The sequence below is a fragment of the Roseimicrobium gellanilyticum genome, assembly GCF_003315205.1.
Lineage (GTDB): Bacteria > Verrucomicrobiota > Verrucomicrobiia > Verrucomicrobiales > Verrucomicrobiaceae > Roseimicrobium > Roseimicrobium gellanilyticum.
Map to the genome: position 1 here is coordinate 1 of NZ_QNRR01000007.1, position 12,752 is coordinate 12,752.

At 58.2% G+C, this 12,752-nt stretch carries 15 protein-coding genes; 11 read left to right on the forward strand and 4 right to left on the reverse strand.

All coding sequences use genetic code 11. The annotated features are described in order from the left end of the window. Window positions 1-176 precede the first annotated feature (176 nt). A complete protein-coding gene (locus tag DES53_RS18650) occupies window positions 177-671 on the forward strand; it encodes a hypothetical protein (RefSeq protein ID WP_113959825.1) in 495 nt (164 codons plus the stop codon). A gap of 302 nt (window positions 672-973) precedes the next feature. On the opposite strand, the gene DES53_RS18655 is transcribed toward DES53_RS18650, so the two are convergent. Next, window positions 974-1,336: a hypothetical protein gene (locus tag DES53_RS18655; RefSeq protein ID WP_147263482.1), complete on the reverse strand. Its 363-nt coding sequence runs from the start codon at window positions 1,334-1,336 to the stop codon at window positions 974-976. A gap of 209 nt (window positions 1,337-1,545) precedes the next feature. Between DES53_RS18655 and DES53_RS18660 the strand changes: the two genes are divergently transcribed. The 3 genes from DES53_RS18660 to DES53_RS18670 are packed head-to-tail and all read left to right on the forward strand — an operon-like array spanning window position 1,546 to window position 3,955. Then, complete coding sequence (locus DES53_RS18660) at window positions 1,546-2,835, forward strand: NAD(P)/FAD-dependent oxidoreductase (RefSeq protein ID WP_170157214.1); 1,290 nt, start codon at window positions 1,546-1,548, stop codon at window positions 2,833-2,835. A gap of 44 nt (window positions 2,836-2,879) precedes the next feature. Then, window positions 2,880-3,230, forward strand: coding sequence for a hypothetical protein (locus tag DES53_RS18665; protein ID WP_170157215.1), 351 nt, complete (start codon window positions 2,880-2,882; stop codon window positions 3,228-3,230). Further along, window positions 3,227-3,955 (forward strand): hypothetical protein, encoded by a 729-nt coding sequence (locus DES53_RS18670; RefSeq protein ID WP_113959829.1) that lies wholly within the window; start codon window positions 3,227-3,229, stop codon window positions 3,953-3,955. The genes DES53_RS18665 and DES53_RS18670 overlap by 4 nt, the downstream gene beginning before the upstream one ends. Window positions 3,956-3,985: 30 nt before the next feature. Here DES53_RS18670 and DES53_RS18675 read toward each other — a convergent pair whose 3' ends face one another. Beyond that, window positions 3,986-4,477, reverse strand: a complete 492-nt coding sequence (locus tag DES53_RS18675) for a deoxycytidylate deaminase (RefSeq protein ID WP_211325606.1) — start codon at window positions 4,475-4,477, stop codon at window positions 3,986-3,988. Between the two features lie 259 nt (window positions 4,478-4,736). Here DES53_RS18675 and DES53_RS18680 point away from each other — a divergent pair, with 259 nt between their 5' ends. The 4 genes from DES53_RS18680 to DES53_RS18695 all read left to right on the forward strand — a co-directional run bounded on the left by DES53_RS18680 (window position 4,737) and on the right by DES53_RS18695 (window position 10,620). Beyond that, window positions 4,737-6,680, forward strand: a complete 1,944-nt coding sequence (locus tag DES53_RS18680) for an outer membrane beta-barrel protein (protein ID WP_170157216.1) — start codon at window positions 4,737-4,739, stop codon at window positions 6,678-6,680. A 248-nt stretch (window positions 6,681-6,928) separates the two neighbouring features. Then, window positions 6,929-7,714 (forward strand): polysaccharide biosynthesis/export family protein, encoded by a 786-nt coding sequence (locus DES53_RS18685; RefSeq protein ID WP_113959831.1) that lies wholly within the window; start codon window positions 6,929-6,931, stop codon window positions 7,712-7,714. Between the two features lie 119 nt (window positions 7,715-7,833). Continuing rightward, window positions 7,834-8,310, forward strand: a complete 477-nt coding sequence (locus DES53_RS32540; RefSeq protein ID WP_211325607.1) for a polysaccharide biosynthesis/export family protein — start codon at window positions 7,834-7,836, stop codon at window positions 8,308-8,310. Between the two features lie 120 nt (window positions 8,311-8,430). Then, window positions 8,431-10,620, forward strand: a complete 2,190-nt coding sequence (locus DES53_RS18695) for a polysaccharide biosynthesis tyrosine autokinase (RefSeq protein ID WP_113959833.1) — start codon at window positions 8,431-8,433, stop codon at window positions 10,618-10,620. Between the two features lie 77 nt (window positions 10,621-10,697). On the opposite strand, the gene DES53_RS18700 is transcribed toward DES53_RS18695, so the two are convergent. Then, window positions 10,698-11,018 (reverse strand): hypothetical protein, encoded by a 321-nt coding sequence (locus DES53_RS18700; RefSeq protein ID WP_113959834.1) that lies wholly within the window; start codon window positions 11,016-11,018, stop codon window positions 10,698-10,700. Between the two features lie 8 nt (window positions 11,019-11,026). Continuing rightward, window positions 11,027-11,512 carry a GNAT family N-acetyltransferase gene (locus DES53_RS18705; RefSeq protein ID WP_113960154.1) on the reverse strand — a complete coding sequence of 162 codons (486 nt, stop codon included), beginning with the start codon at window positions 11,510-11,512 and terminating at the stop codon, window positions 11,027-11,029. Between the two features lie 295 nt (window positions 11,513-11,807). Between DES53_RS18705 and rpmH the strand changes: the two genes are divergently transcribed. From rpmH to yidD, 3 genes are read left to right on the forward strand one after another with little or no spacing between them, the layout of a single operon-like run. Then, window positions 11,808-12,023 (forward strand): 50S ribosomal protein L34, encoded by a 216-nt coding sequence (gene rpmH, locus DES53_RS33945; RefSeq protein WP_113959835.1) that lies wholly within the window; start codon window positions 11,808-11,810, stop codon window positions 12,021-12,023. Window positions 12,024-12,037: 14 nt separating this feature from the next. After that, window positions 12,038-12,406, forward strand: a complete 369-nt coding sequence (gene rnpA, locus DES53_RS18715; protein ID WP_147263485.1) for a ribonuclease P protein component — start codon at window positions 12,038-12,040, stop codon at window positions 12,404-12,406. Beyond that, the gene (yidD, locus tag DES53_RS18720) at window positions 12,403-12,738 is read left to right on the forward strand and encodes a membrane protein insertion efficiency factor YidD (RefSeq protein ID WP_113959837.1); all 336 of its coding nucleotides are present in this window, start codon (window positions 12,403-12,405) and stop codon (window positions 12,736-12,738) included. The genes rnpA and yidD overlap by 4 nt, the downstream gene beginning before the upstream one ends. Window positions 12,739-12,752 lie beyond the last annotated feature (14 nt).

The window sequence follows — 12,752 nt, forward strand, 5'->3', positions numbered from 1 at the left end:
TGCAAAGCCGATGATAGCCTGACGAAAGGTCACGCAAAAGTAGGCAGTCGCCAGTTTATTTCATTCAAGGCCGTTCCAGAAATGGAACGGCCTTGACGTTTTTATACCGCATGAACGGCGCGGGCCGTGGCGGTTTACAATGGGATGCCAAAAAGCAGATGCTACTTCAGTGACGCATGTACGGCAGCATCACCCTCGACATCTCCGGCTTGGGAATCATCATGTACTCCCCGGCCCATGCCGCCCACATCGCGCAGGATGAGGACTACTTCACTGCAAACTACTGGAGAGAATCGGACGTTCAGCGCCACATTCAGAAAGGAACCATCGTGGGTTTCGGCACCGGCAGTTCAGGGAGGTTCAAGCTCGATTTCTTCGAGGGGTATCCGACTGACGCACGCATTGAGGAAGCCGAGTTCAAATACCGTCTCGGCCTTGTCGTCACGGGTGGTAAAATCTGCATCCGTGATCTCTATGATCTGATGCGTTGGTCGGTTGCTTGCCCTGAGAGCCAGATCCTCACCCTCAAAGACGGCATCTATCACGTCACCCTCTGTAGTGACAGCCCTGCTTCAGGAATCTTGGGTGATGACCAGCGGATCGAAATCTATCTGCAACCGATGGCGGAGTTCCCAGCTATCGCCACCACCGGAATTCCTTCGCTGGTCTGACCCAGTGGAGGATTGGTGGTCCCGGTGTCGCAGAGCGACACCCGAGCCCGCGACCTCACCCACGGCTCACCTTTTCGGGCGTCTTCTCCAACGCATCTGCTCCCACCGCCCAGCGCTCCCGGCGCCTGCACTTCATCATTGCCCCGCATTTCACCAAGGTGTACAGTCACCCTGAGTGAAACCCACCCAGACCCCAGGAAACGATAGTTCGTTTGGCCGATTTTGAAGTTTTTCACCACCCACGCCGCATGAACGCCCTAACACCCACCACAGTAGCCAGGCTGTCAGGCGCACGCGCGCAATCACACCCCGCACAAACTGAAATCCGAGTACTTCGGACGCCCCTGCGGATTCCGTCCATTCCGCCGGAGCTGGAAGCGAATGTCCTGTCTCTGCTCTGCAGTCTCCCACGGTGCGAACCGCGACATCCGCTCGAGATGCTTGAGGTAATTCTCCAGGAGGTCCAGCGCCTGTGGCGTGTTCTCCCGGAAGTAACGACCGTTGATCCGGAACGCATAGCCGGCGTCTACCTGCCAAAAAAGCACCTCGTAACGCCTCCCTTGTGCATCCTCCACGGTTCGGGTCCGCCCCTGCTGGCCCACCACTCGTACTTCTTGACGGTCTGTGAGACCCTCGGGGAGGGGATAGCCTGAGCTGTCACTCATCCAGGCTCTCATGCCTGGCTTTGGGGAAATGGTACGCCGTTCCAGTTGCATGGTAGAATGTTTGAACACTGTTCAAAAGAACGCAAGTGCAAATTGTATGAAAATCTGCACATGCATCGGCTACATCTTGGAATCGATTCATGGCCAACACCGGGATGGATCCGCGTCGGCCTTGACCCACCTCGATTTCTCAGGCAATGCTCGCGCCAATGAGTTTGTATGATGTGATCATCATTGGCGGCGGCCCTGGCGGCAGCACGGCGGGCAGTGCCCTGGCGCAGCAGGGGAAAAAAGTCCTGATTCTTGAGCGCGAAAAGTTCCCCCGTTTCCATGTGGGGGAGTCCCTCATTCCCTTTGGCAATGAAGAACTGCGAGCCATTGGAGTCTGGGACCGTCTCACGAAGTCCAGTTTCGTGCCCAAGCTTGGTGCCGAGTTCGTGCTGGGAAACTCCACGGCTGGCATCCAGATCGTCTTCGGCAAGCACCTGCCACCCCACTACGCGCAGACCTTCCAGGTGGAGCGCTCCAAGTTCGACGACATCCTCCTCGATCACGCTGCCTCCTGTGGTTGCGAAGTGTGGCAGGAGACTTTGGTGCAGTCCTTCGAAGTGAATGATGATGGCGCCAAGATCGTCTGCAAGCGCGGGGATCAGACCATCGAACTGCAGTCCCGTTGGTTGCTCGATGCGAGCGGCCGCGATGCCTTCATGGGCAAGCGCATGGACCTGCCCAAGGATGACCTTGGTATGCCAAAGAAGTTCGCCACCTTCGCCCACTTCAAGGGGGTGAAGCGAAATGACCCACCGGCGGATGGTTACATCACCATTGTGCGTCTCGATTTCGGCTGGTTCTGGATGATCCCGCTCGATGACGTGAAGACTTCCATCGGTCTCGTGCAGACGCTGGAGCACTACAAGTCCACCGGCCTGAAGCCGGACGAGTGCTTCGAGAAAGTCGTGGCTTCCTATCCCGAAATCCGCCGGCGCATGGAGAGTGCCGAGCGCGTGGGAGAGTACCGCGTGGTGAGCGACTACACCTACCGCTATGAGGTGAATGCCGGCAATCGCTGGCTGCTCATCGGTGACGCTGCTGGCTTCATCGATCCCATCTTCTCATCCGGTGTGATGCTTTCCATCAAGTCTGGATATCTTGCGGCCTCAAAAGTGATCGCTGCGGATAAGGCCGGCACTGCGCTCTCGCTTGATGAGCAGAAGCGCTACACGAAGAAGGTGGGCCAGATGAGCAAGGTCTTCCTGCGAATGATCAAGATGTTCTATGACCGCAATGGATTCGAGGTCTTCATGACCCCGGCTCCGGATCCGCAGATGGAGTGGGCCGTGTTCAACCTCGTTGCGGGCAATACAGATTTCAGCTGGTGGCTCCACTTCAAGGTCAAGATGTTCTACGCCATCTGCGCCATTCAGAAATACTTCCCCATCGTGCCGCGCCTGGATTATTCCGAGAGGCCTGCCGTGCAGCAAGCACAAGTGACCGCATGAGCATGCGTCTCTGGAGTCTCATTCTAAGGTGCGTGATGGCAGGCATGCTCTGCCTGACTTGCACACATTGCGCCAGTACTCCGGAAGAGGAGGCCAGGGAGTGGGCCTCCATTCTGGAGCATCGTCTGTCACGTGAGTGGATTCTGCAGGCCAAAGTCGTCACCTTGGGAGAGCAGACGGTGTATTTCCATGGAGAGGCGGAAGTTGGGCCGGAACTCCCACTCGTCGGATGGGCCGGCGATATCACAGGGGACGTGCTGATCATCACCCCGAAGTCCGCCACCGTGTGCACTAATCTGAAGGTCACTCCTGACGGTGGTGTGCATGTTGCCGGTAGATCCCATACGGAGGCCAAAGATCCGCCCAATGCCTGGGAATATCTCGTGCCCCGATGAAGCTTTTGCATCTCGCAGGAGCGCTCCTTTGCGGCCTGCTGCTCACACAGTGCGTCAGCACTCCGAGCGCGAGCGATGAAGCGATCGGTCCACTTGCCTCGGTCACGCAGGCTGAGTCCCTGGCGATCGCTGAGCGCTACCTGAACCATCGCTGGGCCGCGACCGAAAAGCAGGCGATGCACGGCGTCGATCCTGACGGTGTACGCGTCGACACCCCCGACGCGACCTTTCGCCCGGCAGGCCGCACACCCGGATGGTGGAAGTCTGGTCAGGTGAACGTCGGCATTCCCTACTGCTGGGGAGCCGACGATACCCCAGAGAGCTTCGATCAAGGGGTGCGTCAGGGAAAATGGGCGGGAGACATCTACACCTCGGCGAAACGCAAAGGGCTCGCCTCCGCGCGCAGCAAACATACCGTGGGCGCGGATTGCAGCGGCTTCATTTCACGCTGCTGGAATCTGGACTGGCATTGCTCTACCCGCACCATTCCGAAGATTTGCGACAAGCTGGCGACCTATGACGAACTCCAGCCAGGCGACGCGCTGAACACCGTCAATGGCCACGTCCTGCTCTTCGCTGCCTTCTCGAAGCCGGACAAAAGCGAGCTCCTGGTTTATGAGACCGGCAGCCCGCTCGGTTGGCTGGTCACGAAGCACACCACGCCCGTTGGGTTTCTTCAGGGATTGGGGTACGAACCATACCGGTACCGTGGGATGCGCCGGTGAGCGGCGACTGTTCACTGAGTTGTCGAGGGACTACTTCGACATGCCCGTACCCGTTGCACTTCCCGGAGGATCAACCGTGGAGACAATCAGCGGGTAGTCCGTGAGTTGCTCCAGCTTGATGCCGTAGAGCTGGCAGATGGCATTCGCTTCGGAATCGGGGTAGGGGTCGCGGTAGTAAATTTCCTTTACCCCATAGGCGCACAGCATCTGGGCGCAGGAGGTGCAAGGCATGGTGGTGCAGGCCACCAGCTTCACGTTCCCCCGGGTGAAGAGACTGCAGAGGTTCACCTCGGCATGGAGCATGTATTTGCGCCGGGTATCGCGGTCCAGCCAGAACTCATGGTCGGCATTGAACCCCGGCGCCAGGCCGTTGTAAGCCGTGCCTATGACGCGGTTATCAAAGTCGAAGGCCACAGCGCCGACCTTCCTGAATGGGTCTTCAGAGCGCAGGCTGGCCACGTGGGCCAGTGCCATGGCGTACTCGGGAATGGTCAGGCGTGTCTTCGTGGCGGGTGCGCTCATGCGGGAGTGAAGGGTGGCGGTCTGCCCGGCAGGACAGCCCGTTGGGACCCTGCTTTTTCCGCAGTTCCGCCTCCCAAGTCAAGGCTGTGGTGGAATGCCCGATGGTGAGGGAGGTATCCTTCATTTGTCACGGCCTGCAAAAAAAGCCGCAATCCGGGCAAAATGAAGGCAGAAGAACCGATTTTTGAAAGACCTTTTTCGTGGCAGATTTTTTTCCCACCCGTGACGAAATCTCCTCGACAAGGGTAGACCACTTTGCTTGCATGGCGTTGCATCGCCCTCTTTTTTAGCCTTTTGTATGACTCCCTGCGCAAAAATTCATCTCCCCAGAATTGTTGCTGCGTGCCTTTCACTCCTTGCCGCCCATCAATTTACAACAACCGCCTCGGCGCAAACGGGCGTAGCCCCTTCGCAGACAGGGCTTTTCTTTGACGATCTGCGCAATCGCGCGGCGCTTTTTCGTCAGCAGGAAGCGGCGGATGAATCTGCTACCAGCTCTGCGGGAACCTATGACTTTAATCGCGGTGAGTACACCGGCGAATCGACTCCGGATGAGGAGCGTCCTCTCGGAGAGCGTACCCAGCTGGAAGAGAGCGTTGGCCGCTCCTTGGGCGCAGATGATTTCCGCGGAGGATATGTAGGCGGTTCGCGTCGTCGCCCGGGCGACTACACGGGTTCCTCCTCGAGCCCATATCCCGCGACCACCACGTTCTTCGCGCCGACCTACATCACGGATCCCTTCCTGGCTGGAAAGCGCAACATCAAGCTCGGCCCGGTAAACATTGGTTTGGGCCTAAACGGCAATCTTGAGTACAACGACAACGTCAATCAGGCACATTCCGATGCGCAGGATGACTTGATCGCGGGCCTCTACATGAACGTAGACGCCAACTACCAAATCACCGAGCAGCAGCGCTTCTCTCTCTCGGTCACCATGGGGGTGGACCATTACTTTAACCACCCTGAGCTCAGCCCCAACGGCAAGGATTTTAACTTGAACGTCTTCCCCGGCTCGACGCTGGCGTTCGATGTGATGGTGGGTGATATCCTCTTCGTCATCTATGATCGCGTTTCGGTGCGCCCGGCGTCCCAGACCGAATTCGCGCTGGACGACCTGGACGTGTTCGGGGTCTTCCAGAACGACATTGGTCTGGCCATGAGCTGGGCCATCAATTCGAAGACCAGCCTGTCGGTGAACTACAACCACTCCGACTCTCTCGCGCTGGAAGACAATTTCTCCGAGACAGATCGCACGGTTGATTCAGTGTCGGGATCGTTGGCCTTTACACCGACTGGCACTTACACCATTGGCATCGAGGGAAGCGTCTCGTGGGTCAACTATGATGAAGAGTTCAACAACGATGGTGTTACTTCCAGTGCGGGCGTCTTCCTTATTCTGCCCATCACAAGGAGCACCATCCTGAAGGCGTCCGGTGGTTACCAGCACTTCGAGTTCGATACGCCTCCGGCTTTCACCCGCAGTGTTTCGGATCAGGACATCGCTTCCACGCAGGCGCAGATCGATACTCTGAATGCCCAGGCCGCTTCAATCAATGTGGCGACTTCGCCAAACCCAGTGCAGGCGCAGGAACAACTGGCCGCCATTCAGGAGCAGCAGCTGGCTCTGCAGGATCAACTGGCCGCCCAGCAAATCCAGAAGCAGCAGGATGACGTCACCGAATCCAGCCGCAGCTTCGACAGCAACAGCGAGCTCGACGACTACTACTATAATGTCACGCTGTTCAACCAGCTCAACGCCCGCATCTCCCATCAACTCAGCTTCGGTCACGAATCCTCGCTCAACACGAGTTCGAACTTCCTTACGGCTGACTATGTCACCTACGCTGTTGGTATGATCGCCTGGCGCGGCGCCCGTTTCACCCTCAGCACCTACTACGAAGATGCTGAAGATTCCGGCGGTCGCCTCGCGGAAGACGTGGAGCAGTGGGGCATCGACGCCCTCCTTACCCACCGCCTGAACAGCCGCCTTGTACTCGGCCTTGGCTATCACTACGGCAATACCGACTCCAACATCGAACTGCGCGACTACAACCAGCATGCTTTCTCCTTGGACGTAAGCTGGGCCTTCAACCGCAAGATGAATGTTGGTGTGGGATATCGTTACCTGACCACGGATGCTGAGGACGAGCGCCAGAGCTTCGACCAGAATCGGTTCGTGATGTCCATGAACTACAACTTCTAACGAAGGATGGGCTTGATGTCCCCGTGGGGTGATGTCCGGGCCCTCAGGGAAGAATCCGCCCTCGCTTCCCGTCGTGGAGCGAGGGCTTGTCGTTAGCCACTTGGAAGTGGTCCGGCATTGCGTTTTGCGAATCTGGAGGAAGCGTCGCAGGCTGGGCGAGCGAATGATCTTGCAGTTCGAACATTGAAAAGGGAAACTTGTCCTAGTCGCATTCGAAATTTAAACTCAGTTCCCTGCCTTACCCCAGTATGAAGCGCCTTCTTCCCCACGCCGTGGTTGCTGCGGCCCTGCTAGCCAGCCAGATCATCGCTGTTGCCCAAGACCCCGGATTCCTTCCTGCGCAGCCACAGAGCAGCCGCTCGCGTCAGCAGATCCAGCCGGCCGCTTCCCAGTCGCAAGCCCAGCCCGGGTCCATGGAGCGTGACGATGTTGCCGCCTCCGCGTCCCGGATCACCTCGATGACCCAGCTGGATGACTCGCGCCCGCTGCGTATCAAGGATCAGGTTGTCCTTCGTATTGTAGAGGACAAGGCGGAACCCAAAAGCCTGGTGGTTCAGGACTCTGGAGACATCTTTGCTCCCTACATTGGCTTGGTGAAAGCGGCAGGCCGTACCCCCCGCCAGCTGGCCTTGTACATGAAGGGTGAATTGGAGAAGCAGTACTTCCAGCAGGCCACTGTCATCGTGGCGCTTGAGCGTGCTTACATCCCCGGCAGGGGGGGGCGCCAAGGAGACGGCTTCGTCCCCGATGACATGGGTTATATCACCATCTATGGGCAGGTCATTCGCCAGGGCAAATATGAGTTCGCCCCGGAAGACCAGCTCACTGCCAGCCAGGCCATCCTGCGGGCGGGCGGCTTTGCCCCCTTCGCCAAGGACAAGGCGGTGAAGATCATCCGCAAAATTCCCGGCAAGGGTAATGTGACCATTGTGGTGAACCTCCGCGATGTGATGACCAAGGGCCGTTTGGAGAAGGACATCACGATCTATCCCAACGACACCATCATTGTTGAGGAAAAACTCATCAATTTCTAAGAACGTCGCAACGTATGCGCCCAGAAGGGCGGAAAATCTTCCAAGGCTGGTCCGAGGGGTGGGTGCAAAGAGGTTCGGCAACAGCTGGCTCACTTCGCTCTCCTGGTTAACCGCCCTCCATGGAAGTTCCAGCCCCCACGCAAAGCCCCTCTGGGCCATCCTCTCCCAAGGGGACACAGGGGCGGCTGTGGTTTTGGGTCGGGCTTACGATCGTTGCTCTGGTGGCAGGGGTGATGTCACTCCCCTACGTGGCTTCCACCCAAACCCCGGCGACGCCTCCCAGTCCTTCGCCTCCGAGATCCGCAGGAGCGGGGGCTGCCGGGCCCTACATTACCGTTTACGGTGAGGTGAAACACCAGGGAAGGTATGATTTCGTGACAGGGGAGATGGTGGGAGGGGCGATCTTGCGCGTTGGCGGATTTTCCACAAAGGCCAAGGACAAAGCCGTGAAAGTCGTCCGAAAGGTGCCCGGGAAGGGGAATGTCACCATCGTGGTAAACCTGAGGGATGTTTTTTCTGGGAAAGCACCGGGGAAGGACATCCCCCTCATTGCTGGCGACACCGTCATCGTCGAGGAAAAGCTGATCAACTTCTAACGTCACCGTCACCAGAACGTCACTTGCATTGGCGTCTGTGGTGACAATGTAAACAAAATTTTCTTTTAACACCTGCTCAATCTGGTAAGCTCGTTTGCTGCCAGCTCATCCTGCTCCAATATGGAATCCCTGTACTCTGCCCAAACCACGGCAAACTCGCTGAACCGGTTTCACGAGACTTCAGCCAAGCTTCAGCGCTACAAGGTGCTGCTTCGCCGCCGGTGGTGGTTCCTGCTCCTGACTTCCTGTATCGCGGTGGTGTACGCGGCCATCACCGTAACCAGCAGCCCTCAAGAGTACATTGCGGTGGGCAAGCTGCACGTGGGTACCAAGATTGACGTTTCCGGCTCCTCTGGCGGGACCATGTCCAGCATGTTCCTCACGGACTTTTACGGTACGCAGATTGAGTTGCTGGAGAGCTCCAGCTTGAGGAACAAAGCCAAGGAACGAGTGGCCATGGCTCACCCGGAACTCAAAGAGATTGAGGTAGATATCCAGGTGACCCAAACGAAAGGCTCTTCCATCTTGAACGTCACGGCGATCGGCACGGAAGAGAAATACACCCAGGCCTTGCTGAATGAGTTGCTGTCCGAGTACATCGCCTTCCGCAAAAAGATGATCGATGACTCCGTGGGCGGAACGGTGGGCAAGGTCATTCAGGAAGTGTTGGAGAAGCAGAAGGAAGTGGCGGCCGCCAAGCTGGCGTTGGAAAACTTCCTCAAGGCCAATGATGCCACCATGTTCGAGGGGAATTCCAACCGAGCTGGAGCCTATCTGGTGCAGCTTGAGAACAGCCTGAACATGTATGAGACTGAAAAGCGGATCATGGAACGCATGGGATTGGACAACTACCTGCGCCAGCAGGATAAGCGGTCATCCACCATGCCGGCAATGTCGGGAGCTGTAGATGCTGCTCCGACCACCGTGCAGGGCAGCGGCAACTCTCTGCCCACTGCTCCAACAAGCTCCACTCCAACTGTGGGTAGTGGCATTTCCCCCATGGAAGGACGCTACTTGGATGCACAGAATGAGCTCATGTTCATGGAGTCAAAGCGCCTGGACCTGCTCAAGACCTACCGGCCTGAGCACCCCTCCATTAAAGATGTGGATGAAGAAATTGCCGAGGTAAAATCGAAAGTGCTCATCTACAAAGCGCGGTGCGAGGAGGAAATGCAGGGGCGCATTGCAGGCCTCCAGACCAAAATCAGCGGTCTCAAGGAAGCCATCGCCGAGTGGACGGTGAAGGCGAAAGAGGCCAACGACAAGATTGTGACCTACAAGCAATTGGACAGCGAGTACAAGCGCTTGGGTGAGGACCACGACTCTTGGAAAAAGAAACTGGCCGATCTCGACACCACCAGCATCACGCAGTCTGACCTCGTGGCCATTTTGGAGCTCGCCGGTCCGGCCATTGAAAAACGCCGTGAGTTGATTCTTCCCATCGCCCTGGCGCTGATTGCTGGTCTCGTGGCCGGTTCGGTCATTCTCCTGCTGTTCGACCGCTTGGACGATCGCATGAACACCTTCAGCGAGTTCCAGTCGCTGTTCCCGAACGAGTCCATCCTGGGGCAGATTCCCGAGCTGGCTGGACGTGGTGACGTGGCTCTCATCCGCCCGAGCGATGATCGCCACCTGTATGCCGAGGCCTTCCGCAATTTGCGTTCTTCGATCCTGTTCAAGAACTGGACGGGTGGCAAGCCCCCCAAGGTGATTCTTGTGACCAGCGCCGTGCCGAACGAAGGCAAGACCACTTCCGTGGCGAATATGGCCATCACCATGGCACTCGGCGGAGCCCGTGTGTTGCTGGCAGACGCGGACTTGCGTCGTGGCGGGGTGAGTGAGCTTTTCAAGATCCCGGGCACACCCGGCTTCACGGAGGTGCTCAATGCCCAGATGCACTGGCGGGATGCAGTGCTCGAGAGCGGTACACGTGGACTGCACGTGCTTCCCCGAGGTGAGGCAGTGGACCAGGCTTCTGAGCTGTTCCTCAATCCGATGACGGATGAAATCATTCGCGAGATGACTGAGGAGTACGACTACATCATCTTCGACAGCGCTCCCGTCCTCGTGGCGGATGACACGGCAAGCTTTGCTCCGAAGATGGATACGGTGCTCTTCGTGGTGCGCATGTCCTCCACCATGGCCCGTCTGTCCGCGAAGGCGCTGGACCTGCTCTACGATCGCCAGGTGAGTGTGGGGGGCATCATCCTGAACCGTGCCAGCACCAGCCTCAAGGAGTACACGTACTACAACTACGCCAGCTACTACTCCGTGGGCTCGAAGAAGGGGCACGCGTCCCAATCCGCCTGAGGAGGCAAGTCACGCCCTGGCTTCCCATTTGGAGACCCGGTGATGCACATCACCGGGTTTTCCTTTTTGGAGCGGCCTTAGCTTTGGTCCTTCCACCAATCAGCTCCGCGTTCCCAGGGCTGCCGCTTGGGGTCCTCTTCGGCGCTTCTTTCTGACTTTTGGGAGGACTCGGGACGCTGCACGTGGCTGTGCGGCGCTTCATTTTCGGGTTCGGACAGGGTGTCGTGCTCTCTCTTCCGCAAGACCAGTGCGCCGCCGAGGAAACACACGGTGCAGAAGACGAGCAGAGCGACGAGAGTCCACGCCGTGGCATCTGCGGCCGCAGCCTCGCTCTCGGTGAGAGTTGCCAGACCTTGCCACCATGTGGATGGCTTGAGGGGTGTGCCCGGCAGGTTCATGGACGTTTTCAGGTATTGTTTTCGAGAAACACCAGGCGCATCGGAATCATATGGGAGAACACAAATCCGTGCTTCTGGAAGAAGCGCTGGCTCTCAGCGCTGATCTTATCGGTGAGCAGCGTGATACGCTTGAAATTCTTTTCGCGGGCGAACTCAATGGCGCGCTTCAGGAGGCGCGATCCGTAGCCCTGACCGCGGTGCATGGGATGTACTATCACGTCCTCCATGAGGACCACGAATCCGCCTTCCGCGGTACTGATGGTGAAGAGCAGGTTCACCATGCCGATGACAAAGTGATCATTGCGCAGGACAAAGATGCGGCCGCGGCTGGGTTGCTCCAAAATGAGGCGCAGTCCGTGTTCCTGTTTGCTCCGATTTGGCGTGAAATCCTCCTCCTCACCCAAGAGGGCCATCACGAGATCTGTAAGCTGCGGCAGATCTTCTAGTGTGGCTGGCTCTATGCGGGGATCTGAGGTGATGGATTCGATAACCATGTGCCCCAGCATACTCCAAGCCAGCCAAACTCAAAATTCAAACCCTGAAACTTGCGGCCAGCAGGCATCTTGTCCAACTGCCTGCCGATGTGGCTGCGGCATGGGCGGAACTCCAGGGAAACAAGGGGTTGAGCCAGGAGGCTCCAGATGCGTTGTTCCTAGACGGGAGCTGGGGCGCTGACAGGTGCCACTTCCAGTTTGACATTTGTACCCCACCCAGTAGTATGCCCGCCCCTTCCATCCAGCCGAGCCGCGTGGATGGATTCCAGCACCCCTTTCACCTCCCCGCGAGAATATGCCCAAACGCACCTACCAACCCTCCAAGCGCACCCGCAAGCAGCAGTTCGGCTTTCGCGCCCGCATGAAAACCGAAAAGGGGCAGGACATCCTGCGCCGCCGCCGCAAGGCTGGTCGCTGGCGTCTCCTTCCGAAGGGTGTGGAAGTTCCCTTCAAGCGGCATACCCGCCAGCATACTCCCAAGGGCACCGCGCAGGCCCGGCCCACCTATTGAGGCTGCGTGCCACCATGCGACTTCCCGCCGCGCGTCGCCTTCGCTCATCTTCTGAGTTTGCCCGCGTGCGGGCTGAGGGCACAAGTGTTTCTGGGAAGTTCGTGATTGTGAATGTGTTACGCCATCCTGAGGGTGGCTTGTGGCGCTCCGGCGTCATCACCTCACGGAAGGTCGGCGGAGCGGTGCAGCGTAATCTTGCCCGCCGCCGCCTCCGCGAAATCATCCGCCAGGCCGGCATTCAGGACGGTGTCTGGGTGGTCACTGTGGCTCGCTGGCGCATTCTTGAGGCCAGCTTTGAGGAATTGAAGCAGGACTGGATGCGTGCCGCCCGGCGCGCCCGTATCCTCCTCCAGCAAGAGGCAGCAGTCCCCGGCACGCCATGAAATTCCTCATCCGGATCGCCATCCGCTTCTACAAGCGCTTCATCTCCCCGGTCATCCATTTTGCCGCGGGACCTATGGGTGGCTGCCGGTACACTCCCACCTGCTCGATGTATTTTCTCGAGGCCGTGGAAACTCACGGCGTCCTGCGTGGAAGCTGGATGGGCATCAAGCGCATCTGCCGCTGCAATCCCTGGGGCGGGACCGGGCATGACCCCGTCCCCCCTTCGCGTGACAAGAATGACCCCGGAGCGAATTGCGATTGCCACCGCTCATCTTCGGAGCACCAGTCTCCTCCCCGCCATGATAGCGGCCTGATGCGCAAACCTGCCTGACAGACCGATAACTG

Excerpts from the sequence above, each read along its gene's own strand:
- DES53_RS18650 (WP_113959825.1), top strand. The coding sequence starts at position 177 with ATGTACGGCAGCATCACCCTCGACATCTCCGGCTTGGGAATCATCATG.
- DES53_RS18655 (WP_147263482.1), bottom strand. The coding sequence starts at position 1,336 with ATGAGTGACAGCTCAGGCTATCCCCTCCCCGAGGGTCTCACAGACCGT.
- DES53_RS18660 (WP_170157214.1), top strand. The coding sequence starts at position 1,546 with ATGAGTTTGTATGATGTGATCATCATTGGCGGCGGCCCTGGCGGCAGC.
- DES53_RS18665 (WP_170157215.1), top strand. The coding sequence starts at position 2,880 with ATGCTCTGCCTGACTTGCACACATTGCGCCAGTACTCCGGAAGAGGAG.
- DES53_RS18670 (WP_113959829.1), top strand. The coding sequence starts at position 3,227 with ATGAAGCTTTTGCATCTCGCAGGAGCGCTCCTTTGCGGCCTGCTGCTC.
- DES53_RS18675 (WP_211325606.1), bottom strand. The coding sequence starts at position 4,477 with ATGAGCGCACCCGCCACGAAGACACGCCTGACCATTCCCGAGTACGCC.
- DES53_RS18685 (WP_113959831.1), top strand. The coding sequence starts at position 6,929 with ATGAAGCGCCTTCTTCCCCACGCCGTGGTTGCTGCGGCCCTGCTAGCC.
- DES53_RS32540 (WP_211325607.1), top strand. The coding sequence starts at position 7,834 with ATGGAAGTTCCAGCCCCCACGCAAAGCCCCTCTGGGCCATCCTCTCCC.
- DES53_RS18695 (WP_113959833.1), top strand. The coding sequence starts at position 8,431 with ATGGAATCCCTGTACTCTGCCCAAACCACGGCAAACTCGCTGAACCGG.
- DES53_RS18700 (WP_113959834.1), bottom strand. The coding sequence starts at position 11,018 with ATGAACCTGCCGGGCACACCCCTCAAGCCATCCACATGGTGGCAAGGT.
- DES53_RS18705 (WP_113960154.1), bottom strand. The coding sequence starts at position 11,512 with ATGGTTATCGAATCCATCACCTCAGATCCCCGCATAGAGCCAGCCACA.
- rpmH (WP_113959835.1), top strand. The coding sequence starts at position 11,808 with ATGCCCAAACGCACCTACCAACCCTCCAAGCGCACCCGCAAGCAGCAG.
- rnpA (WP_147263485.1), top strand. The coding sequence starts at position 12,038 with ATGCGACTTCCCGCCGCGCGTCGCCTTCGCTCATCTTCTGAGTTTGCC.
- yidD (WP_113959837.1), top strand. The coding sequence starts at position 12,403 with ATGAAATTCCTCATCCGGATCGCCATCCGCTTCTACAAGCGCTTCATC.